A 22998-nucleotide genomic window follows, 5' to 3' on the forward strand; every position below is an offset into this window, starting at 1 on the left:
GGCGGCGCGAACGTCCTGTCGCGCCCAGCCTCGCGCCGCCGGACGGCCAGGCCGCCCCGGGATGCGCCCCCGCCCCCGGGGCAGCAGCCTGAAGACATGGCACACCCCACCGAGCACCCGCATGTCGTGGTCCACGCTCCCGCTCTGGACGGATCCCGGCGGGTCACCCTGGACGAGGAGCCCCTGGGCATCGCCACGCACGTCGACGACGTCGCGGAGATCCTGCGGCTGGCCGATCTCTACGTGACCGACGTGGAGGGCAGCGACCTCGTCGAGTGGCAGGGCGGCGGCCCGGACGACTGGCCGGGGCTGTCGGAGCACCACGAGGCGTGAGCGCGTACGGCACCGGTCGCAGGCCACGTACGGAACCCTCAAATCAACCTCTGAACCTGGCCCCGCGGGCTTCAACCGCCCCCGGGGCCGGGCACATTGTGGGCACACGGGACCCGCCGGCACGGGGGCGGCGGGCCCCGGCACGGGGGCACGGGGGTGCAGCCATGGGTGACGGGACGGCGATCCGGCTTCAGCCGCACGAGATCGCACTGCTGGGGCGAGGCCCGCGGGCCGCCGCCACCGTCGCCGTGGTGGATCTGCATCTGCGCGGCCTGGTGGAGGCCGGCCTGCCGGGGACGGTGCGCAGGAGCGTCACGGAAGCCCTGCCGGCGGAGCGTCCGCCGCACCCGCTCGCGGAGGCGGTCCACGCGTCCCTGCGCCGGCCCGCCGGCCCCACGTCCTTGGTGAGGTCCCCCGACGTCCGGCTCGCGATGGCTCTCCTGCGCATCCCCCTCGCGGAGGCGGGCCTGCTGCGCCGTCCCCTGCTCGGGCCCACGCGCGCCGCCCGCCGCCAGGTGCGCCGGCTGCGGGAGCGTCACCCGCTGCCCGCGAGCAGACACGGCCTCGCGGACGAGGAACGGCTGCTGGCCGTCGCCCTGCACGGCGAGCCGGCCCTGCGTCTGCTGGTCCCGCGCTTCGCCCTGCGGGCGGGCCTGGTCCGCCGGGCGGAGGTGGGCGGCGCACGCCTCCTTGGGCACTCCCCCCGCGGCACGGGCTCCGGCGGCGGAGGCCACCTCTACTGCGGCGGGGGCGGGGACTGACGGCCCGGCGCCGCGCGGGCACGGCCGAGGGGCGGTCCGTCCTGCCGACGGGCCGCCCCTGACGTGTGCCCTTGCCGGCGTGTCAGACCTTCAGCGTCCTGATGGACGTCGGCGCGTGGCCGGGCTCGGTCGCGAGCTCCTCGAACTCCACGACGTTGCCGATGTCGTTGCTCGTCGACATGGAGATGTTGGTGACGCGCTCCAGGATCGCCTCGACGACCACCGGCACCCGGTACTGGGCGGCCAGCTTCCCGGCCTGCTCGAAGGCGGACCCGAGCTCGGCCGGGTCGGTGACGCGGATCGCCTTGCAGCCGAGGTCCTCGGCGACCTTGACGTGGTCGACGCCGTAGACGCCGAGCTCGTGCGCGTTGACGTTCTCGAACTCCAGCTTGACCTGGAAGTCGATGTCGAACGCCCGCTGCGCCTGCCGGATCAGGCCCAGATAGGCGTTGTTGACGAGGACGTGGACGTAGGGGATCCGGTGCTGGGCGCCGACGGCCAGTTCCTCGATCATGAACTGGAAGTCGTAGTCGCCGGAGAGCGCCACGACCTGCGCCTCGGGGTCGGGACGGGCACCCCGCAGCCGGTGAACGCACCGGCCGAGGCGTTCGCCGCCTGACGCGCCGGCACCCACCGGGCCGGCACCGGCACAGGGCGGCGCCGGCCCCCGCCGGTGCGGGAGCCGGCGCCTTCGTACGCGGTGTTACGGGTTGACGCAGGTGATCGAGCCGACCGGCAGGTTGTTCCCGGTCGAGGTGGCGGTGAAGCCGAACGTCACCGTGCCGTCCGGCGGGACGGTGCGGTTGTGATCGACGTTCCTGACCGTCACCGTGCCGTCGCCGCCGGAACCGAGACTGCCGTTCCACACCTGGCTGATCTTCGTCCCGGCCCCGGGCTGCCAGCGCACGGCCCAGCCGTCACGGGCGGTGGTGCTGTGGTTCATCACCTCGACGGCGCCCTGGAAGCCACCGCTCCAGGAGTTCGTCACCTTGTACAGGGCCATGCACCCGGTGTGCGGGTCGGGGTCGGTGGGCGTCGGCGTGGGCGTGGGCGTGGGCGTGGGTGTCGGGGTGCCGCCCGAACCGCCGATGCCCGTCACCTCGCCGTTGCCGCCGTCGAAGACGATGTCGGAGCAGGAGAAGAAGTTCTCCCGGCTGTCCGAGCGCACCCACTGGATGAACATCATCGCGTCGCCCGAGCGGCCGGACGGCAGCTTCAGGTCCCAGTAGTAGTGGCCGGACTCGCTGCCCACCGAGCCGGACTGCGGCGGGTCGGTGACCGTCTGGATCAGCTCCAGGTCGCCCCAGCCCAGCGGCTTGGTGGGCGAGTAGCCGGGCTTGGAGACGTACACCCGGAAGTCGCCCGGGTGCGCCGCCCAGTTGCTGTGCTTGACACGGATGGTCGCCCCGGAGGTCAGGTGCGTGCGGGGCCAGTCGGCGCGGGCGGCGTTGTAGCCGGTGAAGTTGTACGGGGAGCGGTCGCCGGCGCTGCACAGCTTGCCGTCCGGGACGTAGCCCGGGCCGCGTCCGCCCGCCTGGGAGTCGAGCACGGCGAACCAGTTGTACAGCGCGTTCGCTCCGCTCTCGGCCAGCGCGGCCTTGCACGCGGGGTTCGTCGGGTCGAGCGCGCCGGTACCCGTCTTGGCGTCCAGGTAGCAGAGGTAGGTCCGCGATCCGGGCATCATCGTCACACCGTGCGCCTGCGCGCTGTTCTGGCCGACCAGGGCCAGACCGAGCCCGCTGAGCAGGGTGGCCAGCAGCGCCAGTAAGGACAGGGGGCGTCTGTTGCTTCGAGCCATGGTGTCTCCTGTTCGGGGTGGGGTCGTGCGATCTCCTCGGTGGTCAACGGGGAGCCTGCGCGGAGCGCGGGACGCGGGGTGCGCGGGGATAGGGGGGTAGGGATGGGGGGGTGGGGCGAGCGCCGGGCGCACGCGGGGCCGGGGACCCGGGGTGCGGGATGAGGAATGTGGGATGTGGCGGGGCGCGGGGCGCGGGCGCGTCGTGGGGCCCTCCCGGTGGGGCCGGACGGGCGAGTGGAACGCTCCGGGGTCCGCCTCGTCGGCGCGGGGCGGAGCCCGGAGCGGGCCGGGTGCGCCGCGGCTCAGGTGACGGAGCAGGCGGTGCCGTCGAGGGTGAAGCCGGCCGGCGTCGCGAAGGTCCCGCTGTAGGTGCCCTGGAAGCCGAAGGTCTGGGTGCCGCCGGCCGCGATGCGCGCGTTGTGCCCGACGGGGCTCGCCGTGACGGCGCCGGAGGTGCCGGACAGGGTGGCGTTCCAGGCGTGGGTGACCCGCTGTCCGGACGGCAGCGTGAACCCGAGCCTCCAGCCGTCGAGGGCGGCCGATCCGGTGTTCCTCACCGTCACGTCGGCGGTGAAGCCGCCCTGCCAGACACTGGTGTCGTACGTCACCTGGCAGGCCGCCGCCGGGGTACCGGGGCCGCCGGGGCCGCCACCGCCGGTGTTGACGGCGGAGGAGAAGGAGTTGACGGCGAGCCCGGCGCCGTTCTGCCACGGCTCGAAGCCGGCCTGGACGCTGGTCAGGTACCAGTCGTTCCGCGCCATGCCCCGGGCGACGGTGTGGTCGACGAAGTCCATGACGTCGAAGTTCCAGCCGGCGAGGGCCGAGGGCGCGACGAAGGAGATGACGTCGTTGGACCCGTTGCTGCCGGTCCACACCTCCCAGTTGCGTCCTCCGACGGAGGCGGTGCCGGCCGGGGAGCCGATCGGCTGGATCGGGCCGACCCGGTTGAACCAGATCATGATCTCGGTGCGGTTGACGCCGTCCTTGCGGGGCGTCGGGTCCAGCCAGATGTCGTAGGAGGCGTTGTACACGGCACCCGAGACGTAGCCGTAGGAGATGCTGCTGGGCGCGCTGGAGATCGTGCTGAGCTGCGCCGGCAGGTTGGTCCCCGGCGAACAGTTGGTGTAGTGGCAGCCGTTGAAGACGGAGGGGTACGACTTCGGTGCGCCGCTGGTGGGGACCGAGCCGTCGGCCTGGGTGAGCCGGAAGCCGGTGTCGGTGGCGGTGACGCACTGGGGGGCGCTGGAGCCCCAGCGGTTGTTCTGGACGACGTAGCGGCCCTGGATCACGGTCGATCCGAACTGCTCGCAGACGAGCGTGTCGGCCTGGGCGGGCGGGGTGGTGGCGAGGAGCGCGGCCATGGTGGCGAGCGCCGTGAACAGCGCGCCGCACAGGGCGCGGAGGGTGCGGAGGGGGTGCGGTGACGATCGCATGTGGGGGGCCTCTCTCCGAGGGAACCGGACTCGACGGAGGTGCTGCGGCTCAGGTTTCGGGAGCGCTCCCGACTCCCCAGGACTGGGAGCGCTCCCACCTCACCGGTTTAGGTCGCGACTGTAGGAGCCCTCCATGCCCCTGACAACCCGTGAGGCAACAATCCGTCAGACGTATCACGAAGTCCGAGGTCAGTCGCGACGCGTTCGTCCCGCCCCACAACAGGCTTACCGGCACCGGGAATTGGGAGCGCTCCCGAACGGCTTTCCCCAAGCGGGCGCGCTCACGCCGGACCGGATCGGGCCGGGCGGGGTCACGCCACGCGCGCTCACGCCGACTCCCGTACCACCAGCCGCGTCCGCAGGATCACGTGCCGCCACGCCGCTTCCGGCTGCTCCATCTCCTCCAGCAGCAGCCGCACCATCGTCCGGCCGATCTCCTCCAGCGGCTGGCGGACGGTCGTCAGCGGCGGATCGGTGTGCCGGGCCAGTTCGAAGTCGTCGAAGCCGATGACCGCGACGTCCTCGGGCACCCGCCTTCCCGCCGCGCGGAGCACGGCCAGGGCTCCGGCGGCCATGGTGTCGGAGGCGGCGAGGACCGCGTCCACACCGGGGTGGCGCTCCAGGAGTTCGGCCATGGCCCGGCGCCCGCTCGCCTCGGTGAAGTCGCCTTCGACGGCCCAGGAGCCGGGCGCCGGCAGCCCCGCCCGCTCCAGGGCCTGCCGGTAGCCGCGCAGACGGCACCGGGCGACGTACATGTCGAGTGGCCCGGTGATCGCTGCGATCGCCCGCCGGCCGCCGCGCAGCAGGTGGGCCACCGCCTCACGGGCGCCGCCGACGTTGTCCGCGTCGACGTAGGTGATCTGCTCGTCGCCGGAGCGGCGCCCCAGCAGGACGGTGGGCAGACCGGCGTCGGCGAGCATGTCCGGCAGCCGGTCGTCGGCGCGTACGGACATCAGCAGCACGCCGTCGACCCGGCCGCCGCGCGCGTACTCGACGAACCGCTGCCGTTCGGCCTCGGTGCGCACCAGCGTGAGCAGCAGTTGCACGGAGGTGTCGGTGAGCGCGTCGCCGACGGCCGTGACGATCTCCGAGAAGAACGGCTCGCCGAACAGCCGCCAGTCCCGTTCCGTCATCACCAGCGCCACCGCGTCGGCCCGCCGTCCGGCCAGCGACCGCGCCGCCAGGTTGGGCACGTAGCCGAGTTCGGCGATGGCCCGCCGCACGGCGACGCGGGTGGACTCCCGGACGCCCGCCTCGTTGTTGACGACGCGGGAGACGGTGCCCCGCCCGACGCCGGCGAGCGCGGCCACCTGCTCCAGCGTGGGCGTCGTACCGGGCCGCCGCCTGACCATGTGTCACCCCCCAAGAGCGCCGATCCTACGGGCCCTCGCCCGCGCGGCCGAGCGGGCCCGCGGGCGTTCAGGCCCTGTAGCGCTCGCGCAGTTCCACCTTCCGCACCTTCCCGGACACCGTCATGGGGAAGGAGTCCAGGACCTGGAGCCGGCTGGGGACCTTGTAGTGGGCCAGCCGTCCCTCGCAGAAGGCCCGCAGCTCCTCCAGGGCCGGCGGGGCGTCCGGGTCGCGGGGGATGACGCAGGCCAGGACCTCCTCGCCGTAGTGCTCGTGCGGGACCCCGACGACCTGGACGTCCTGGATCTTGGGGTGGGCGTAGAGGAACTCCTCGATCTCGCGCGGGTAGATGTTCTCGCCGCCCCGGATGATCATGTCCTTGATACGGCCGACGATCTCGACGTAGCCGTCCTCGCGCATCACCGCGAGGTCGCCGGTGTGCATCCAGCGCCCGGCGTCGACCGCCTCGGCGGTCTTCTCCGGCTCGTCCCAGTAGCCGAGCATCACGCTGTAGCCGCGGGTGCACAACTCGCCCGCCGCGCCGCGCGGCAGAGTCGTGCCGGTGGCCGGGTCGACGACCTTGACCTCGAGGTGCGGCAGGACCGGGCCCACCGTGCCCGTGCGGTGCTCCAGGTCGTCGTCCCTGCGCGTCTGCAGGGACACCGGGGACGTCTCGGTCATGCCGTAGCAGATGGCGACCTCCGCCATGTGCATCTCGGCCACGACCCGCTTCATCACCTCCACGGGGCAGGGCGAGCCCGCCATGACGCCCGTGCGCAGGGACGAGAGGTCGTAGGCGGCGAAGCCGGGCAGGTTCAGCTCCGCGATGAACATGGTGGGGACGCCGTAGAGCGAGGTGCAGCGCTCCTGCTGGACCGCGTCCAGGGTCGCCTTCGGGTCGAAGGACGGGGCGGGGATGACGATGCAGGCGCCGTGGGAGGTGGCCGCAAGGTTGCCCATGACCATGCCGAAGCAGTGGTAGAACGGCACCGGCACGCAGATCCGGTCCTGTTCCGCGTAGGCGAGCAGCTCCCCGACGAAATAGCCGTTGTTGAGGATGTTGTGGTGCGAGAGCGTCGCGCCCTTGGGGAAGCCCGTGGTGCCCGACGTGTACTGGATGTTGATCGGGTCGTCGCAGGACAGGCCGGGGAAGCGGGGTTCGGGCGTCGCCCGGCCGAGCAGCGTCCGCCAGCCCGGGTCGCCGAAGTACACGACCTCGCGCAGGGCGGCGCACCTGCCGCGCACCTCCTCCACCATCGCCCGGTAGTCGCTCGTCCTGTGGCCGAGGGACGCGAAGAGGACGGACACACCGGCCTGGTTGAGGACGTACTCCACCTCGTGGGTGCGGTAGGCAGGGTTGATGTTGACCATGATGGCGCCGATGCGCGCGGTGGCGTACTGGACGAGCACCCACTCGGGGCAGTTGACGGCCCAGATGCCCACCCGGTCGCCCCGGGCGACACCGGAGGCCAGCAGGGCCGATGCCAGCCGGTCCGCGTCCGCGCCGAACTCCGCGTAGGTCCAGCGGCGCCCGGAGGGCACGTCCACCAGCGCCTCGCGGTCCGGCCAGGCGGCGACCGCCCGGTCCAGGTTCGCCCCGATCGTGTCGCCGAGCAGCGCGGTCGTGCCGGTGCCGTGGCTGTAGGAGTTCACCGGAAGTCCTCCTCGCGGTACTCGGCGTCCGAGCCGGACGCCGTGGCCTCGCGCAGTTCGATGCGGCGGATCTTGCCGGAGACGGTCTTGGGCAGGGGGCCGAACTCCAGGCGGCGGATGCGCTTGTAGGGGGCCAGGGCCTCGCGGGAGTGCGCGAACAGCGCCTTCGCCGTGCCGGACCCGGGCTCCCAGCCCTCCGCGAGGACGACGTAGGCCTTCGGAACGGCGAGCCGCACCTCGTCCGGGGCGGGCACCACCGCCGCCTCCGCCACCGCCTCGTGCTCCAGCAGCGCGCTCTCCAGCTCGAAGGGGCTGATCTTGTAGTCGGAGGCCTTGAAGACGTCGTCGGCGCGTCCGACGTACGTCAGGTAGCCCTCCTCGTCGCGGGAGGCGATGTCGCCGGTCCGGTAGTAGCCGCCGGCCATCGCCTCCGCCGTGCGGTCCGGGTCGCCGTGGTAGCCCGTCATCAGGCCGACGGGGCGGTGCGAGAGGTCGAGCGCGATCTCCCCCTCCGTGACGCCCGGGGCGCCGGAGACCGGGTCGAGGAGCTCGACGCGGTAGCCGGGGCTGGGCCGGCCCATCGAGCCCGTCTTCAGCGGCTGGCCGGGGCTGTGATCAGCGAGCTGAGCGGCACGGCGACGCACGCGCTGCGTTCCCTGGTGGTGACGTCCGGGCAGGGCCTGGGCGGCAAGACGCTGGCGCTGTCGAGGCCGTGCGTGGTGACGGACTACTCGGCGTCGCGGCAGATCACCCACGAGTACGACGCCCCGGTCGCGGTGGAGGGGCTGCGCTCGGTGCTGGCCGTGCCCGTGGTGGTGCGGCACCAGGTGCGCGGGGTGCTGTACGGGGCGCTGCGCGCGGCCCGGCCGCTGGGCGGGCGGATGCTGGACGCGGCCGTGGAGGCGGCGCGGGACGTGGAGCGGGCTCTGGTGGTGCGGGACGAGGCCCGGACGCTGGCGGCCGGGGCCGGGCCGGGCGCGGGCTGGGAGCAGGTGCGCGAGGCCCACGCGGCCCTGCGGGCGCTGGCCCCGCGGATCGGGGATCCGCGGCTGCGGGCGGAGCTGCTCGGCGCGTGTGCGCTGCTGACGGCCGACGCAGGTGATCCCGGGCACGCGGCCCGGGTCCGGCTCGCGCCGCGCGAGGTGGACGTGCTGGCCTGTGTGGCCGCGGGGGCCACGAACGCGGCGGCGGCGGAGCGGCTGGGGGTGACGCCGGAGACCGTCAAGGGGTACCTGCGGTCGGCGATGCGCAAGCTGCGGGCCCGGACCCGCGGGGAGGCCGTGGTCGCTGCGCGCCGGGCGGGCTGGTTGCCGTAGGTTTGTGGTGTTTTCCGGCGCGCCGGTGCGTTCGGTATGCCGACGGGGTGCCGACGGGGCGTCCGTGCCGGTGTTCCCGCGCATTCAGGGGGCTGGTGAATTCGTCCACGGAGTCCGGCCGGGGCCGGTTGTTATTTCCCTCACGACACCGTCCGTCCGAAATTCAAAGTCCGGTTGCCTAATATTGGCCAGGACACGACACAGGGAGGGAAGAGGTGACCGTGCCACGGGACTTCCAGGAGCCTCCCAGGAGCCGCCCCGACCTGGTCATCGGCCGGGAGGACCTGTTCACGTCCGCACGTGAGCAGCTCGGCCGAGGGGGCAGCGTGCTGCTGCACGGCCCGGCCGGAATAGGAAAGTCGACGGTCCTGCGGGCACTGGCGGCGGATTACGGCGGCACCGCGCGGACGGTGTTGCGCTGCTCCGCCACGGAGTCGGAATCCCACCTGCCCTTCCTGGCCCTGGCCGATCTGTTCGGGCTGGTCCTCGACGAGGTCTCCGGCCGGATGCCCGCCGCCCAGCGCACCGCCCTGGAGTCGGCGCTCACCGGCCGCGGCGAGTCCACCCTCCAGCGGGACGGGCTCGCGCTGCGCCTGGCCGTGCTGTCGGCGCTGCGCGCGCTGGCCGCGAAGGGGCCGGTCCTCGTCGTCGCCGACGACCTGCAGTGGCTGGACGCCGCCAGTGCCGAGCTGCTCGGCTTCGCCGCCCGCCGGCTGGGCGACACGCCCGTGCAGATGCTCTCGGCGGTGCGGACCGACGGCCAGGAGTACGACCGGCACCTGCGCGCCTCACCGCCCGACACCCTCGCCGCCCGGCTGGGCCCGCTCACCCGGGCCCAGGTCTCCGCGCTGCTCGACCACCGCGGCTACACGCCCCTGTCGCGCTCCACCGTCCGCGACATCCACCGCACCAGCGGCGGCAACCCCCTCTTCGCGCTGGAGCTGGGCCGCGCCCTGGCCGAGAGCCCGGCCCGGCCCCGGCCCGGCGAGCCGCTGCCCGTGCCCACCTCGCTGCGGGCCCTGGTGCTGAGCCGGCTGGAGATGCTGTCGGACGAGGCGCGCCGCACCCTCCTCGTGGCCAGCGCCGGCGCCCGCCCCACCCTGGCCCTGCTGCACGCGGCCGGCCGGGAGAACGCCGAGGCCGAGACGGCCCGGGCGGCGGCGCTCGGGCTGCTGGCGACCGAGACGGAGGGCCCGGCCGTACGGTTCGCCCATCCGCTGATCTCGGCCGCGCTGTACGCGGAGGCCCCGGCGCAGGAGCGGCGGGCCGTGCACGCCGCGCTGTCCAGGGCCGCCTCCGACCCGATCGAGCGGGCCCGGCACCTGGCCCTGGCGACCACGGGCACCGACCCGGAGGTGGCGGCCCGGCTCGCGGAGGCCGGTGCGCTGGCCCGGGACCGCGGGGCGCCGTCCGTGGCGGCCTCGCTGGGGCTGCTCGCGGCCCGGCACACCCCGGCGGACAGCACGCCCGGCCCGGACGAGCGGCGGCTGCAGGCCGCGGAGGACGCGATCACGGCGGGCGAGGCCGATCTCGCCCGGGACATCGCCCGGGACGTCCTGACCCGTGCCACCGTGCCCGCCGAGCGCGTGCGGGCCTGGATGGTGGTCATCGAGGCGGCCGGGCAGGCCCTGGGCGAGGTCGACGCCGTCTTCCCGCAGGTCCTGGCCGACGCGGGCGACGACCCGGGGCTGCTCGCCCTGGTCCACTACCAGCTGGCCTGGCGCGGACTGGTCGTCGAGGGCGACTTCGCCGAGGCCCGGCAGGAGGCCGCGCACGCGGCGGAGCTGGCCGCCCGGGGCGCGGACCGGCGCACCGAGCTGATGGCGCTGTCCTTCCAGGCCTCCACCGAGACGCTGATGGGGCACCCGGACGCGCCCGCGACCATCAAGCGGGCCCTGAGAGAACCCCAGGACCCCTATGTGGCCTGCCACCACAACGGCGCCGGTTCCGCCCGGTTCCGGTGGCTGATCATGAGCGACCAGCTGCCCGAGGCCCGCGCCACCATCACCGCGCTGCTGCGCGAGGCGCGGCGGCGCGGCATGGTCGAGAGCGAGGTGCACTTCCTGCGCTTCCTCGCCGACACCGAGCTGCGTTCGGGGCACTGTGGCCGGGCCCTGGACCTCGCCCGCGAGAGCCTGCGCCTCGCCCGCGACTCGGGGATCGGCGAGGGCGCCTCCGCCATGCTCGCCTCCCTCGCGGAGGCCTCGGCCGGCGACGTCGACCGGGCTCTGGCCCTCGCCCGCGAGGCGGCCGACCACGCCGAGGTCGACGGCGACCAGATGTACCTGTCGCGGGCTCTGGCGGCCCTGGGCTACGCCCAGTCGGTGGCCGGCGACCCGACGGGCGCGGTCCGTTCGCTGCGCCGGGTGCGGGAGCTGGAGCAGGGCCTCGGCATCAACGACCCCGCGCGCGGCCGCTGGCACGGCGATCTCGCCGAGGCGCTGGTCCGCATCGGCGAGCCGGGCGAGGCCCAGGACGTCATCGACACGGCCCGGGTGCACGCCCTGCGGCTGGGCAGGCAGAGCGTGCTGGCCGTGCTCGACCGGGCCGAGGCACTGGTCCGGGCGGCACGCGGTGAACACGAGGCCGCCCTGGTACGGCTGGCGTCCGTGCAGGACCGGCTGGGCCGGCTCGGATACGGCCTGGAGGAGGCCCGGGCGGCCTTCGCCCTGGCCCGCCTGCGCGCCCGGGCCGCCGCCTCCTCACGGTCCGGCGCCGCCGACCAGCCGGGCCCGGGGTCGTACGACGAGGCCGCCCGGCTGTTCCGGCGCTGCCGGGCGCTGCCCTGGCTGCGGCAGGTCGACGCGGCCGTCGCGGCCGGGTCGCCGGCGGCGGAGCCCGCCTCGGCCGCGCCGCCCGTGGCGCTCGACGCGCTGGAGGGGCTCGCCTCGATGGAGCGCCAGGTCGCCTCCCTGGTGATGGAGGGCGCGACCAACCGGGAGATCGCGGGGCGGCTGTTCATCAGCGTCAAGACCGTCGAGGCGACCCTCACCCGGGTGTACCGGAAGCTGGGGATCCGGTCGCGGGTGGACATCGTCCGGCTGGCCGCGGGCCGCCGTACCACCTGACCCACCGGGGCCCGGCGGATCCGACCGAGGGTTTTCCCTGCCCGACTCCCTTAGGGGGTTCCCTCATTGGGTGCCCTCGCCGCCGGGTCCTAGCGTGATGGCGTGCCGCTCGCCGGGCACGCGGAGATCCGGACGACGAAGTGAGGATCCCCGCGCACCACCACCCGCGCGTAACCCCCACCGGCAACCCTTCGAGGAGACCCATGTCCGGGCTCGACGCCGCCGGCGAGGCCGCCGCCGTCGCCGCACACGCCTTCTGCTCCGACTCCGTGCGGAGCGTCTCCCTCCCGGTCACGGCGCGGTTCGGCCCGTGGCACGCCACCAGCTCCTGAGTACCCCTCAGGTGACATACCAGGGGGCGTTGCGGGCCTCCACGAGCGGCCCGCAGCGCCCCCTTTCCACGTCCGGCGTTCCCCGTCCAGGCGCAGAACGTGAAGCCGCCGTACTACGCGCTCGCCGCTCCAGGGTGGCGCGGTTGAGCGCGCGGGGCATACCGGGCACGGTAGCCGGGCTTGCGGACAGCTTCTGTCGGCGACGGACCGCTGCCACCGGCGGCGCGCACCCGGGGGACCCACTGGTCACGCCAGGTGTGATCCTTGACAATCGCCGTCGTCCCGAAACGGGACGTACAGTACCCGTAGGGGTATTTTTCCGAGGAGTGATCGTGGAGCTGGAGCTCGAGGGCGCGGATCTGAAGGCCGTGCTGAACCGGCTGCGCCGCGCGCAGGGTCAGATCTCCGGTGTGATCCGGATGATCGAGGAGGGGCGCGACTGCGAGGACGTCGTCACGCAGCTCGCCGCCGCATCGCGGGCACTGGACCGAGCCGGTTTCGCGATCATCGCCACCGGTCTGCAGCAGTGCGTGGCGGACATCGACGCGGGCCGCGGGAACGGTCAGGACACGGACGCGATGCGCGCCCGGCTGGAGAAGCTGTTCCTGTCCCTGGCGTAAGGGGCCGCCGCGACGGCCGTCACAGCGCCGCGTCGACGAGCATGAAGGCCGCCACCGCCAGCAGCACCAGGGCGAAGATCCGCTGCGGGGTGTCCCCGGAGACCTTCGCGGACAGCCGCTTGCCGCCCCACGCGCCGAGGATCGCGGCGCCGACGAAGGGGCCGACGACCGCCCAGTCCAGCCGCTCCACCGTGCCGGCGCGCGTCGCCAGCGCCGCCACCGAGTTGACCGTGATGACGAGCAGGCTGGTGCCCACCGCCTCGCGCATCCGCAGGCCGAGCACCCCCACCAGCGCCGGGACGGCGAGGAAGCGCCGCGCCCGTGAGCCGGGCCAGCTCCGGGCCGCCGGTGACGTAGTCGTTGTGCACGTGCGTCTCCACGACGTGCGCGATCCGCACCCCCCGCCGGACGGCCGCCTCGATCACCCGGTCGACGTCGCGCGGCGGGTCGACCGCCACGGCCGTGTGCTCGCCGCCCGCCAGATAGCTGCGGTTGCCGAGTCCCGGCACCTCGATGGTGTCGACGAAGAACACGAGGTACTCCCTTCACGTGAGAATTACCCCGGGGGGTATGCTTTCGACCGTAGCACCCGTACCCCAGGGGGTATAACCGAGGGCGGGGGCCGCCCGAGAGCCACCGCGCGAGTACCTCGCGCGCCACGGGACACCCGTCCACCCTCGAGACCACAGGAAGGCCACCACCATGCGCTACGACCGCACCGTGCATCTCGACACCGACTTCGCCACCGCCGTCGCCCGCACCCGGGACGCCCTCGCCGCCCAGGGCTTCGGCATCCTCACCGAGATCGACGTGACCGCCACCCTCAAGGCCAAGCTCGACCACGACATGGAGGACTACGTCATCCTCGGCGCCTGCAACCCGCCGCTGGCCCACCGCGCGCTGGACACGGACCGCTCGATCGGCCTGCTGCTGCCCTGCAACGTGGTGGTCCGCAGGGACGGCGACCGCACCGCCGTGCAGGCACTGGACCCGAACACGATGGTCGCGCTCACCGAGCTGGACGCCCTGCGCCCGGTCGCCGAGGAGGCCACCCGCCGCCTCGACGCCGCCCTGGCCTCCCTGAAGGACGACTGACCGGACGACCGGCCAGGGTCACTTGTGCGCGAGCGCCCCCGCGATCTCCCCGGCCCACGCGTCGATCTCCCGCCAGTCGCGGTGGTCGCCGTAGCGGCAGCCCATCAGACGGAACACCAGCCGGCCCCCGCGGGTCAGCTGGCCGGGCCTGATCACCCCGGAGAACAGCCGGTGCCCGCGGGCGGCGAACGGCATCGCGAGATCCTTCTCCAGGGTCGGCACCTCGAAGCGGATCAACCGCTTCCAGGGGCCCCGCAGCGCACCCGGCATGCCCACGCTGAACAGCCACACCGGCCGGGACCCGGACGCGATGGGGTCGCGGCGGACGAAGTCCCGGCCCGCCTCCAGCCACTTCTGCCCGTGCACGGCGCTGCCGAGGACGAACGCCTCGTACCCGCCGGCGTCGTCGACGGCACCGAGCGGACGCACCTCGGCCTCGACGCCGGCGGCCCGCAACCCGGAACCGATCCGTTCGGCGATCTCCCGGGTGGAGCCGTGGACGGTCGCGTATCCCACCAGAACGGTCATCGTGCCTGCCCTTCGAGGTCCTGGCCCTGCTGAATGGCCTGCTCCGTCCAGATGATCTTGCCGTGCGCGGTGTAGCGCGTGCCCCACCGCTGGGCGATCTGGGCCACGATCAGCAGGCCCCGCCCGCCCTCGTCGGTGGTCCGGGCATGCCGCAGGCGCGGTGCCGTGCTGGCGCCGTCGGAGACCTCGCAGATGAGGCCGCGGTCGCGGATCAGGCGCAGGCAGACCGGCCCCGTCGCGTGACGGATGGCGTTGGTGACCAGTTCGCTGACGATCAGCTCCGTGGTGAAGGTCAGGTCCGGCATGTCCCACTCCTCCAGCTGCCGTACGGCGAGCCCGCGGGCGTGGGCGACGGCGACCGGGTCGCTGGGCAGGTCCCAGGACACGACCCACTCCGCGGCCAGGACACGGGTCCGGGCCAGGAGCAGGGCCACGTCGTCGGACGGCGGGCCCGTCAGCAGGGCGTCGACCGCGCCCTGGCCGATCTCCCGCAGCTCCGTGCCGCGCGCGGCGAGGGCGTCGCCCAGCCGGTCGAGTCCCACGTCGATGTCCCGGTCGTAGGTCTCGATGAGGCCGTCCGTGTAAAGGGCGATGAGACTGCCCTCGGCCAGCTCCACCTCGATGGACTCGAAGGGCAGGTATCCGAGGCCGAGGGGCGGTCCGGCGGGCAGGTCGAGGAGGGCCGGGGTCCCGTCGGGGCCGACGATCACGGGCGGGAGGTGGCCGGCCCGGGCCAGCGTGCACCGGCTGCTGACCGGGTCGTACACGGCGTACAGGCAGGTGGCGCCCAGGAACGCGGCGCCCGCGGTCTCGTCCCCGGCCGCCGGGGGCTCCTTGTCGCCGTGGGCGCCCAGGTGGCCGATGACCAGGTCGTCCAGGTGGGCCAGGAGTTCGTCCGGGGGGAGGTCCAGGTCGGCGAGCGTGCGGACCGCCGTGCGCAGGCGCCCCATGGTCGCCGCCGCGTTCATGCCGTGCCCGACGACGTCCCCGACGACCAGGGCGACCCGGGCCCCGGACAGCGGGATCACGTCGAACCAGTCGCCGCCCACACCGCTCGGGGCGTCCGCGGGCAGGTACCAGGACGCCACCTCCAGCGCCGAGCCCCCGGCCAGCTCCTGCGGCAGCAGATAGCGCTGCATGGAGCGGGCGGCGGTGCGCTCGCGGGTGAAGCGCCGCGCGTTGTCGACGGACACGGCCGCCCGGGACACGAGCTCCTCGGCGAGACGCACGTCGTCGTCCTCGAACGGGCCGCTGCGGCCGGTCCGGGCGAACGTCGCCACGCCGAGGGTGACACCGCGCGCCCGCACCGGTACGACCATCAGCGAGCGGAAGTCGTAGTCGCGCAGCGTGGAGCCCAGCGACTCGTCCTCCGTCACCCACGCGCTGTTCGCCAGGTCCAGGACCCGCTCCACCAGCGTCCGGCTCTCCAGCAGGCACCGGGTCACGGGCGACAGCGGGGCGCGTCGGACCGTTCCGCCCACGGGCAGGGTCGCCTCGGGGCAGCCCTCGCGCACCGACTGCTGGCCCGCCCGGCGGATCACGGGCGTCATGCCCACCGGCCCCGGCGCCGGCTCCTCGCCCCGCATGACCGAGTCCAGCAGGTCGACGGCGACGAACTCGGCGACGGAGGGCACCGCCTCGTCCGCCAGTTCCTGCGCGGTCCGGGTCACCTCCAGGGTGCTGCCGATCCGTGCCCCGGCGTCGTTCAGCAGCGCCAGGCGTTCCTGGGCGCGCCAGCGCTCGGTGACGTCGACGACCATGTAGGAGACGCCGACGGTGCGGCCCTTGCGGTCCCTCATGCCGAAGAAGGAGGCGGAGCAGGCGCGCGTCCGGTCGGGGTCGAGGTAGCCGGGGCCGCGGTACTCGTGGTCCAGCACCGGCTCCCCGGTCTCCAGGACCTTGCGCATCTGCTTCTCGAAGGTCTCCGCCTCCGGCTCCGGCAGGACGTCCCCGACCCGCTGTCCCAGCCGTCGTTCGAGGGGGATGAGACGCTCCAGCGGCTCGTTGACCCAGACGTAGCGCAGGTCCGCGTCCAGGACGGCCATGCCGACCGGCGCGTTGTTGAGGAACGGCGTCACCAGCATCTGGCTCACGCCGCCCCCCGGCATCCGCCAGAAGGCGCGTTTGGGCGGCGGGCCGACGAACCTGCCGAAGAGCAGGGCGGCGGCCGTGGCCACGAGGACGCCGGGGACCATCTCGTAGATGCCCGACTCCAGCGGTCCGAGCAGGGGGTTGAGGCGGTCCCAGGCCAGGACCGTGGCCGCGCCCGACACGATCCCGGCCATGGCCCCGGCCCACGTCATGCGCGGCCAGTACAGCGAGAGGAGGACCACCGGCCCGAAGGCCGCTCCGAAGCCCGCCCAGGCCTGGCCGACGATGTCCAGCAGCGCGCCGCGTCTGAGCGCGATCACGTAGGCCACGACGATCACCACGACGACGGCGGCGCGGCCGACCGCCACCAGGGTGCGGTCCCCGGCCCGCCGGTGCAGGAACGCGCGGTAGAAGTCCTCGGTGAGGGCGGTGGACGACACGAGGAGCTGGCTGTCGGCCGTCGACATGATCGCGGCCAGGACGGCGATCAGCATCACGCCGGCGACCCAGGGGGTGAGCAGGGTCCGGGCCAGGGCGATGTAGACCGTGTCCGGCTCGGTGAGCGGGGTGCCGAGCTGCGCGATGCCCACCAGGCCGACGAGGGTGGCGCCGGCGAGCACGACGGCGACCCAGGCCGTTCCGATCCTGCGGGCCGCGGGGACGGCCCCGGTGCTGCGGATGCCCATGAAGCGGGCCAGGATGTGCGGCTGGCCGAAGTAGCCCAGGCCCCAGGCGAGCAGCGAGACCGTGGCCACGACCCCGAGCGAGCCGCCCGCCGACCACTGGCCGTCCGCGTAGCCGACCCGGGACCCCACGTCGAGCAGATCCGGGCTCTTGGCGTCGACGCCCGCGCCCAGGGCACCGAAGCCGCCGAGCACCGTGACGCCGGTCAGGGGCAGCACGATCAGCGCGAGGAACATCAGGCTCCCCTGCATCACGTGCGTCATGCTCACGGCGAGGAAGCCGCCCAGGCCCGCGTAGACGACGATCAGCAGCGCGGTCAGGGTCACCCCCAGGCCGAAGCGGACGTCGAAGACCTGCTCGAAAAGTAGGCCGCCGGCGACCAGGCCGCTGGCCACGTAGACGGTGAAGAACACCAGGGTGACGGCGGCCGACACCAGCCGGAGCATCCGGGTGCGGTCCTCGAACCGCTCCTCCAGATAGGCCGACAGGCTCACCGCGTTCTCGGCCCGCTCGGTGTAGGTGCGCAGCCGCGGCGCGACGAAGAGCCAGTTGAGATAGGTGCCGATGACCAGGCCCACGGCGATCCAGCTGGCCCCGAGACCGGCCGCGTACACCGCCCCGGGCAACGCGAGGAACAGCCAGCCGGACATGTCGCTGGCTCCCGCGGACAGGGCCGCGACGAACGCGTTGAGCCTGCGTCCGCCGAGGGCGAAGTCGGCGAACGTGTGAGTGCGGCGGTACGCCCAGACCCCCGTTCCGATCATGGCGGCCACGTACAGGAGGAACGTGGTCAGGATCGGAGCACTCACACCGAACATGTGGTCCTCGCCTGCGCGGGTCATGGGACGGGCACGGCCGTCGGCACGCCTGGCATCTTGTCTGCCCTTCCGCACAAATGTACAGATCCGCGGCGCAAGGCAGCGATCGATGCGTCCGCCGCACGGGGCAGCGGCCGGGCCGGACGGGGTGTCCGGTCAGGGGCAGTCATAGGAGAAACGGGTGCTGACGGTGCGGGGGCTCGGGGACAGCAGGCGCAGTTCGGCCCGGGCGGTGTGGTGCCCGGCGCCCTCGAAGGTCCACCGCAACTGGAGGCGGGCCTGACTCTGTCCGCGGGCCGTCGTTTCCTCCAGGACGCCGGAGGAGGTGCCGTCGCTGCGGACCCAGCGGTAGGTCAGCGTGCCGGGGCGGCCGTTCGTGGTGACGACTCCGGTGATCCGCGCGGTGCCGCCGCAGCCGAGGGCCTCCGGCCGGGCCGTGACCTCGGCCGAGGTGACAGCGAGGGGCGGCCCGAGGCGCTGCCAGGCGAGGAACGCGAGGACGCAGAGCACGACCAGCGCGGGCAGCACGTGTCCGCGCCACCGCCGGCGCGGGGGTGCGGCGGGCGCGGGTGCGGTGGGGAGCGTCCGGTGGGTGCGGTGCGCGACGGCGGCGGTCACGCCCGGACCGAACCGCAGCACGGAGCCGTCCGTACGGTCGGGCGCCGTCTGCGGCTGCCGTCCCGCGGGCCGCTCGAGGCGGGTGTCGTCCTGCTCGGGCCGCTCGATCCAGTGGCTGGCCAGCACGGTGGCGCTGTACTCCGGGTCCTCGGCCGGGCCGGGCCTGCCGTCCGGGGTGAGGGGGAGGGCGGGAGCGACGCCCTCGCCGGAGGGCACGAGCACCCGGGTGTGCTCGCCGGGGGCCGTCAGCACCTCGATGCGCTCCTGACCGGACGCCGACGTGAATACTTCGGTCCGCTCCTGACCGGACGCCGGCGTGAGTGCTTCGGTCCGCTCGTCGTCCGGCGAGGGCGTGCCGTTGTCGTGTGCGGTCATCGGAGGTCGCACCGCCTGGTGAGGAGCTGCTGGGAGGCGCCGCCGTCGGCGGAGGCCGGGTTCGTGGTGGCCTGCACCGACCAGTAGCAGCCGAGGGTCTGGAAGGTGTGGTCGACCGTGAGCGTGTACTGGGTGGCGCCGCTGCGCTCGAAGGTCTGGGACGCGCCGTCCGGGGTGCCCGGCTGTCCCGCCGTGTCGCTGGTGGACCAGGAGACCGTGATCGTGACCGGTCCGGTGCCGTCCGTGGTGACGCCGAGGGTCGCCTCCGCGGTGGCGGGGCCCGTCTGCCGGAAGGACGACACCGTGACGTCCTTGACGGCGGGGCTGACGGGGCCGGTGGGCGAGGCGGGGGCGGTGGTGCTCGGCGGCTGGGCGGTGGTCGCCCCGCCGCCGGCCGTGCCGTCGCCGCCGGCCGGGGTGCCGGACGCCGGGGGGTCGACGGCGCCGCCGGACTCCGCCGCCGAGGGCGACAGGCCGGGTGACGGCGACAGGCCGGCCGACGCGCCGGCTGTGACGGACGGGGAGGCGGAGGAGGAGGCCGTCGGGGCGGGCGGTGCCGTGGTCCCCCGGCCGGACGCGGCACCGGTGGTGGCCCGGGCCTGCGCCGTCTGCGCGGCGGCATCCGGGTCGTACGGGAGCCCGTAGGTCAGGACGGCGCCGAGGAGCAGGGCGGCGCCGGACACGAGCAGTCCGGGCCGGCCGGGCAGCCATGACGGCACCCCGGTGCGGGCCGGGTTCCCGCGCAGCACCGTGCGCGCGGTGTCCGTGGTGCCGCGGGGCGTCTCGCGGGACGAGGGCAGGAGCAGCGGCAGCAGGGCCACCAGCGCGGCGAGCCGGCCCCGGCCGCGTTCCTCCCAGCCGGGGCCGTAGGCGGCGCCCGCGGCGGCCTCCAGTTCCGTGACGAGGTCCTCGGCGCGTGCGGGCCGTTCCCCCGGGTCCTTGGCCAGGCCTCGGCGCACCAGGTCGCGCACCGGCTCGGGGGCCTGTTCGGCGGGAACGGGGGCGTCGACGTGCTGGAGCGCGAGTTCGGCGAGGTTCTCGCCCGCGTACGGCTTGTGGCCGGTGAGGCACTCGAAGAAGGTGGCCGTGGCCGCGTACACGTCGGCCGCGGGCGAGGCCGGGGCGCCGGTCCACTGCTCCGGGGCCATGTAGGAGGGCGTTCCGGCCACGCCCGCGGTGGTCCCCGCGTCCACCGCGATGCCGAAGTCGACCAGCTTGGAGGAGCCGTCGGGCTCGACCAGGACGTTCTCCGGCTTGTAGTCGCGGTGGACGACGCCGACCCGGTGCGCGTCGGCCAGGCCGAGCAGCGATCCTTTCAGGATGACGAGCGCGGCCTCCGGGTCGAGCGGCCCCTCGCGCCGGAGCAGCGCGCGCAGGGAGACCCCGTCGACCAGCTCCATGACGATGGCGGCGCCGTCCGGGCTCTCCACGTATTCGTACAGCCCGGCGACGTGCGGGCTCTCCAGCCCGCCGAGCAGCCGTGCCTCCGCCCGGAAGTCGTGCACGAAGCCGGGCCGGGTGCGCAGTGACTCGCTGAGGTACTTCACCGCGACCGGGACGCCGGTCTCCTCGTGGACGGCCAGGACGACCCGCCCGCTCGCCCCGGCTCCGAGTTCCAGCGACTCGGTGTACCCGGGCACTTCCCATGTGTTCATCGCATTACCCCCCTGGGTCGCTCCTCACCATCGAGCGGCCACACACTCGGAGACACATTTTTCGGCCAGGGCGGTTGCATGACCAGACGCGGGCGTGAGGCGTGCCCGGACCGTGACGGACGACGACCGCGGCCGGGCGGTCAGTCGAGGCGCATCCGGGGCAGGTGCCGGTCGAGGAACGGCGGCAGCCACCAGTTGGCCCGCCCCGCGACCTTCATGAACGCCGGTACCAGCAGCAGCCGGACGAGGGTCGCGTCGAGCAGGACGGCGGCCGCCAGGGCGAGGCCGAACTCCTTGAGTTCGAGCACGTCGGCGACGAGGAAGCACCCGAAGACGGCCGTCATGATGACCGCCGCCGCGGCGATGGGCCTGGCGGTGTGGGCCAGGCCCTTGGCCACAGCCTCGTCGTTGTCCCCCGTGCGCAGGTACTCCTCGCGCATCCGGCCGATGAGGAACACCTCGTAGTCCATGGAGAGGCCGAACAGCAGCGCGAAGACCATGATCGGCAGGTAGACCTGGATGAATCCGACACTGGTGAAGCCGAACAGGTCCTCCAGGTGGCCCTTCTGGAACACCCAGGTGGTGATGCCGAAGGCCGCGAAGGTCGCGAGCAGGTTGAGCACCACCGCCTTCAGCGGCAGCAGCAGCGAGCGGAAGACCAGCAGCAGGTAGAAGAACGACAGCGTCAGCACCATCGCCATCACCACCGGCAGCTTGCCGAGCGTCTCGTCGGACAGGTCGACGAACTGGGCCGTCTCACCGCCCACCAGCATCCGCGGTCCGGCCGGGTCGGTCAGGGCGGGGATCACGTCGTCGCGCAGGTCCTCCACGAGGTCGGTGGCCTCGGAGGAGTCCACGGGGACCTTCGGCACGACGGTGATGACGGTGTGGTTCCCGCCGCCTCCGGCGTTGACCGTCTGGTCGAGGACCGGCTTCACCGCCGGGTCCTGCTCCGCCTGCCGCAGCGCCTGCGGGGAGACGGTCCCGGTCGTCTGCCGGAGCAGGGTGGCGACGGAGTAGACGCCCGCGACGCGGGGGTCCTCGGCCAGGGACGTGGTGAACCGGTCGATCGTCCCGAGGTCGTTCGCGCCGAGCGCCCCCGGGCCCTCGTGCGACGCCAGGATCTGGACCGGGGACAGCGCGCCCGCGCTGAACTTGTCGGCGAGGATCGCGGCGCCCTTGCCGGACGGCTTGTCGTAGATCGAGGAGATGCCGAGGTCGATGCCCAGTTTGATGCCGGCCGTCGGCAGGGTGAACAGGACGAGCACGGCCACGGCGGGCAGGGCGAGCCACGGGCGGGCGAGGACGGTGCGGGCCCACCGCTCCCAGCCGCCGGGCCGTCCGCTCTCCTGCGCGACGTCCTCCCGGGGCTGCATGCGCTTGGGCAGGGACCCGCGGTTGACGCGCTCCCCGAGCGCCGCCAGCAGCGCGGGCAGCATCGTCCAGGCGACCAGCAGCGTGCACACGACCACCAGCACCGAGCCCAGCGCGATGCCGTGGAACATCGGCGAGTCGACCACGAACAGGGAGCAGAGCGAGATGGCGACGATGACGCCGGAGTAGGCGATCGTCCGGCCGCTGGTCGCCATCGCCCTGCCGACCGAGTGGGCGACGGCGTCGGCGCGTCCCTCGCCCCGGACGCGGGCGAGTTCCTCGCGGAACCGGAACAGGACGAAGAGGGAGTAGTCGATCGCGATGCCGACACCGATCATGGTGACGATCGAGAGCAGGAAGGCGTCGAACACCGTCACCGTCGTCAGGACGGCGAGGACCCCGAAGGTGGCCGTGAGGCTGACGACCGCGGTGATCAGGGGGACGAACGAGGCGACCAGGGCGGCCAGCGCCAGCAGCAGGACGAGGAACGCGATGGGGATGCCGATCGACTCGGCGTGCTCGACGTCGGCGTTCTCCACCTCGGTGAGGTCGTTGGCCGTCGGCGAGTAGCCCGTCAGATAGGCCCGGACCGGGGTGCCGGCCGCCGCGTCCCGCACGACGTCCTGGAGGTCGGCGGCCCGGTCGCCGCGCTCCCGGTCGTCACCCGCCAGGCCGAGTGAGGCCACCGCCGCCGAACCCCGCGACAGGGCGCTCTGCATGCCGGGGTCGGTGGGCCCCAGCACGGAGGCGACTCCCGGCTCGTCGCGCACGGCGTCCACCACCCGGTCCACGACCCGGGCGTACTCGGCGTCCTTGATCGTCAGGGTGTCGGAGTCGAAGACGATCACGTCCTGCTCGGCTCCGGCGGCCGGGAAGTCCTCCTGCAGCAGCCGGGTGACCTGCTGGGAGTCGGACCCGGTGACACTGTAGTCGGACGCGGCGAGCGACGAGATCAGGTGCGGGTAGGCGAGGCCCGACGCGACGAACACCACGCCCCAGAAGGACAGGACCCACCACCGGCGGCGGGCCACCCACACGCCCCACCTCACCGGACGCGGGGGCCGAGCACGACGGGGCGGACCACCGGGGCCGCCGT

General features: G+C 73.7%; 16 protein-coding genes and 4 pseudogenes. 7 read left to right on the plus strand and 13 right to left on the minus strand.

The window, feature by feature from the left end; genetic code table 11:
* The first annotated feature begins 96 nt into the window (after positions 1 to 96).
* Together ACFW6P_RS10525 and ACFW6P_RS10530 are read left to right on the plus strand one after the other, a co-directional pair.
* A complete protein-coding gene (locus tag ACFW6P_RS10525) occupies positions 97 to 333 on the plus strand; it encodes a hypothetical protein (RefSeq protein ID WP_386357705.1) in 237 nt (78 codons plus the stop codon).
* 164 nt (positions 334 to 497) lie between these two features.
* Entirely contained in the window at positions 498 to 1094 is a 597-nt protein-coding gene (locus tag ACFW6P_RS10530; RefSeq protein ID WP_386357703.1) for a TIGR04222 domain-containing membrane protein, read from the plus strand.
* 82 nt (positions 1095 to 1176) lie between these two features.
* Here ACFW6P_RS10530 and ACFW6P_RS10535 read toward each other — a convergent pair.
* The 6 genes and pseudogenes from ACFW6P_RS10535 to ACFW6P_RS10560 form a co-directional block, all read right to left on the minus strand.
* Positions 1177 to 1746: pseudogene (locus tag ACFW6P_RS10535) on the minus strand (thiamine pyrophosphate-dependent enzyme); the annotation flags it as partial.
* A gap of 51 nt (positions 1747 to 1797) precedes the next feature.
* Positions 1798 to 2892, minus strand: coding sequence for a lytic polysaccharide monooxygenase (locus ACFW6P_RS10540; RefSeq protein ID WP_386357702.1), 1095 nt, complete (start codon positions 2890 to 2892; stop codon positions 1798 to 1800).
* A 302-nt stretch (positions 2893 to 3194) separates the two neighbouring features.
* Complete coding sequence (locus tag ACFW6P_RS10545; protein WP_386357700.1) at positions 3195 to 4325, minus strand: cellulose binding domain-containing protein; 1131 nt, start codon at positions 4323 to 4325, stop codon at positions 3195 to 3197.
* Between the two features lie 326 nt (positions 4326 to 4651).
* Positions 4652 to 5677 carry a LacI family DNA-binding transcriptional regulator gene (locus ACFW6P_RS10550; RefSeq protein ID WP_386357698.1) on the minus strand — a complete coding sequence of 342 codons (1026 nt, stop codon included), beginning with the start codon at positions 5675 to 5677 and terminating at the stop codon, positions 4652 to 4654.
* Positions 5678 to 5744: 67 nt separating this feature from the next.
* The gene (locus tag ACFW6P_RS10555) at positions 5745 to 7328 is read right to left on the minus strand and encodes an AMP-binding protein (protein WP_386357696.1); all 1584 of its coding nucleotides are present in this window, start codon (positions 7326 to 7328) and stop codon (positions 5745 to 5747) included.
* Positions 7325 to 7942 (minus strand): annotated as a pseudogene (locus ACFW6P_RS10560) (AMP-dependent synthetase); the annotation flags it as partial. The gene ACFW6P_RS10555 and the pseudogene ACFW6P_RS10560, both read right to left, overlap by 4 nt.
* On the opposite strand from ACFW6P_RS10560, the gene ACFW6P_RS10565 reads away from it, so the two are divergent.
* From ACFW6P_RS10565 to ACFW6P_RS10580, 4 genes are all read left to right on the plus strand, one after another.
* Complete coding sequence (locus tag ACFW6P_RS10565; RefSeq protein WP_386357694.1) at positions 7940 to 8644, plus strand: response regulator transcription factor; 705 nt, start codon at positions 7940 to 7942, stop codon at positions 8642 to 8644. The pseudogene ACFW6P_RS10560 and the gene ACFW6P_RS10565 sit on opposite strands and share 3 nt — an antisense overlap.
* A 215-nt stretch (positions 8645 to 8859) precedes the next feature.
* The gene (locus ACFW6P_RS10570) at positions 8860 to 11712 is read left to right on the plus strand and encodes an AAA family ATPase (RefSeq protein ID WP_386357692.1); all 2853 of its coding nucleotides are present in this window, start codon (positions 8860 to 8862) and stop codon (positions 11710 to 11712) included.
* A 203-nt stretch (positions 11713 to 11915) separates the two neighbouring features.
* Positions 11916 to 12044: a hypothetical protein gene (locus ACFW6P_RS10575; RefSeq protein WP_386357690.1), complete on the plus strand. Its 129-nt coding sequence runs from the start codon at positions 11916 to 11918 to the stop codon at positions 12042 to 12044.
* Between the two features lie 332 nt (positions 12045 to 12376).
* Positions 12377 to 12664, plus strand: coding sequence for a metal-sensitive transcriptional regulator (locus ACFW6P_RS10580; protein ID WP_386357688.1), 288 nt, complete (start codon positions 12377 to 12379; stop codon positions 12662 to 12664).
* Between the two features lie 19 nt (positions 12665 to 12683).
* Here ACFW6P_RS10580 and ACFW6P_RS10585 read toward each other — a convergent pair.
* Positions 12684 to 12974, minus strand: a pseudogene (locus tag ACFW6P_RS10585) (TSUP family transporter); the annotation flags it as partial.
* A 1-nt stretch (position 12975) separates the two neighbouring features.
* Positions 12976 to 13197, minus strand: a pseudogene (locus tag ACFW6P_RS10590) (MBL fold metallo-hydrolase); the annotation flags it as partial.
* A gap of 169 nt (positions 13198 to 13366) precedes the next feature.
* On the opposite strand from ACFW6P_RS10590, the gene ACFW6P_RS10595 reads away from it, so the two are divergent.
* Entirely contained in the window at positions 13367 to 13759 is a 393-nt protein-coding gene (locus ACFW6P_RS10595) for a DUF302 domain-containing protein (RefSeq protein WP_386357686.1), read from the plus strand.
* A gap of 18 nt (positions 13760 to 13777) precedes the next feature.
* On the opposite strand, the gene ACFW6P_RS10600 is transcribed toward ACFW6P_RS10595, so the two are convergent.
* From ACFW6P_RS10600 to ACFW6P_RS10620, 5 genes are all read right to left on the minus strand, one after another.
* Positions 13778 to 14287 (minus strand): flavodoxin domain-containing protein, encoded by a 510-nt coding sequence (locus ACFW6P_RS10600; RefSeq protein WP_386357684.1) that lies wholly within the window; start codon positions 14285 to 14287, stop codon positions 13778 to 13780.
* Positions 14284 to 17880: a sodium/proline symporter PutP gene (gene putP, locus ACFW6P_RS10605; protein WP_386357772.1), complete on the minus strand. Its 3597-nt coding sequence runs from the start codon at positions 17878 to 17880 to the stop codon at positions 14284 to 14286. Before putP ends, ACFW6P_RS10600 begins: the two co-directional genes overlap by 4 nt.
* Before the next feature lie 156 nt (positions 17881 to 18036).
* Positions 18037 to 18873: a hypothetical protein gene (locus ACFW6P_RS10610; RefSeq protein ID WP_386423410.1), complete on the minus strand. Its 837-nt coding sequence runs from the start codon at positions 18871 to 18873 to the stop codon at positions 18037 to 18039.
* Complete coding sequence (locus tag ACFW6P_RS10615; protein ID WP_386357681.1) at positions 18870 to 20528, minus strand: serine/threonine-protein kinase; 1659 nt, start codon at positions 20526 to 20528, stop codon at positions 18870 to 18872. Before ACFW6P_RS10615 ends, ACFW6P_RS10610 begins: the two co-directional genes overlap by 4 nt.
* A gap of 140 nt (positions 20529 to 20668) precedes the next feature.
* Positions 20669 to 22933 (minus strand): MMPL family transporter, encoded by a 2265-nt coding sequence (locus ACFW6P_RS10620; RefSeq protein WP_386423411.1) that lies wholly within the window; start codon positions 22931 to 22933, stop codon positions 20669 to 20671.
* Between the last annotated feature and the right edge of the window lie 65 nt (positions 22934 to 22998).

Origin of the sequence: Streptomyces sp. NPDC058741 (genome assembly GCF_042746715.1) — a bacterium.
GTDB lineage: Bacteria > Actinomycetota > Actinomycetes > Streptomycetales > Streptomycetaceae > Streptomyces.

Coding starts and splice junctions, on each gene's coding strand:
- ACFW6P_RS10540 (WP_386357702.1), bottom strand. CDS start 2,892: ATGGCTCGAAGCAACAGACGCCCCCTGTCCTTACTGGCGCTGCTGGCC.
- ACFW6P_RS10545 (WP_386357700.1), bottom strand. CDS start 4,325: ATGCGATCGTCACCGCACCCCCTCCGCACCCTCCGCGCCCTGTGCGGC.
- putP (WP_386357772.1), bottom strand. CDS start 17,880: ATGTTCGGTGTGAGTGCTCCGATCCTGACCACGTTCCTCCTGTACGTG.
- ACFW6P_RS10595 (WP_386357686.1), top strand. CDS start 13,367: ATGCGCTACGACCGCACCGTGCATCTCGACACCGACTTCGCCACCGCC.
- ACFW6P_RS10525 (WP_386357705.1), top strand. CDS start 97: ATGGCACACCCCACCGAGCACCCGCATGTCGTGGTCCACGCTCCCGCT.
- ACFW6P_RS10600 (WP_386357684.1), bottom strand. CDS start 14,287: ATGACCGTTCTGGTGGGATACGCGACCGTCCACGGCTCCACCCGGGAG.
- ACFW6P_RS10610 (WP_386423410.1), bottom strand. CDS start 18,873: ATGACCGCACACGACAACGGCACGCCCTCGCCGGACGACGAGCGGACC.
- ACFW6P_RS10530 (WP_386357703.1), top strand. CDS start 498: ATGGGTGACGGGACGGCGATCCGGCTTCAGCCGCACGAGATCGCACTG.
- ACFW6P_RS10575 (WP_386357690.1), top strand. CDS start 11,916: ATGTCCGGGCTCGACGCCGCCGGCGAGGCCGCCGCCGTCGCCGCACAC.
- ACFW6P_RS10550 (WP_386357698.1), bottom strand. CDS start 5,677: ATGGTCAGGCGGCGGCCCGGTACGACGCCCACGCTGGAGCAGGTGGCC.
- ACFW6P_RS10615 (WP_386357681.1), bottom strand. CDS start 20,528: ATGAACACATGGGAAGTGCCCGGGTACACCGAGTCGCTGGAACTCGGA.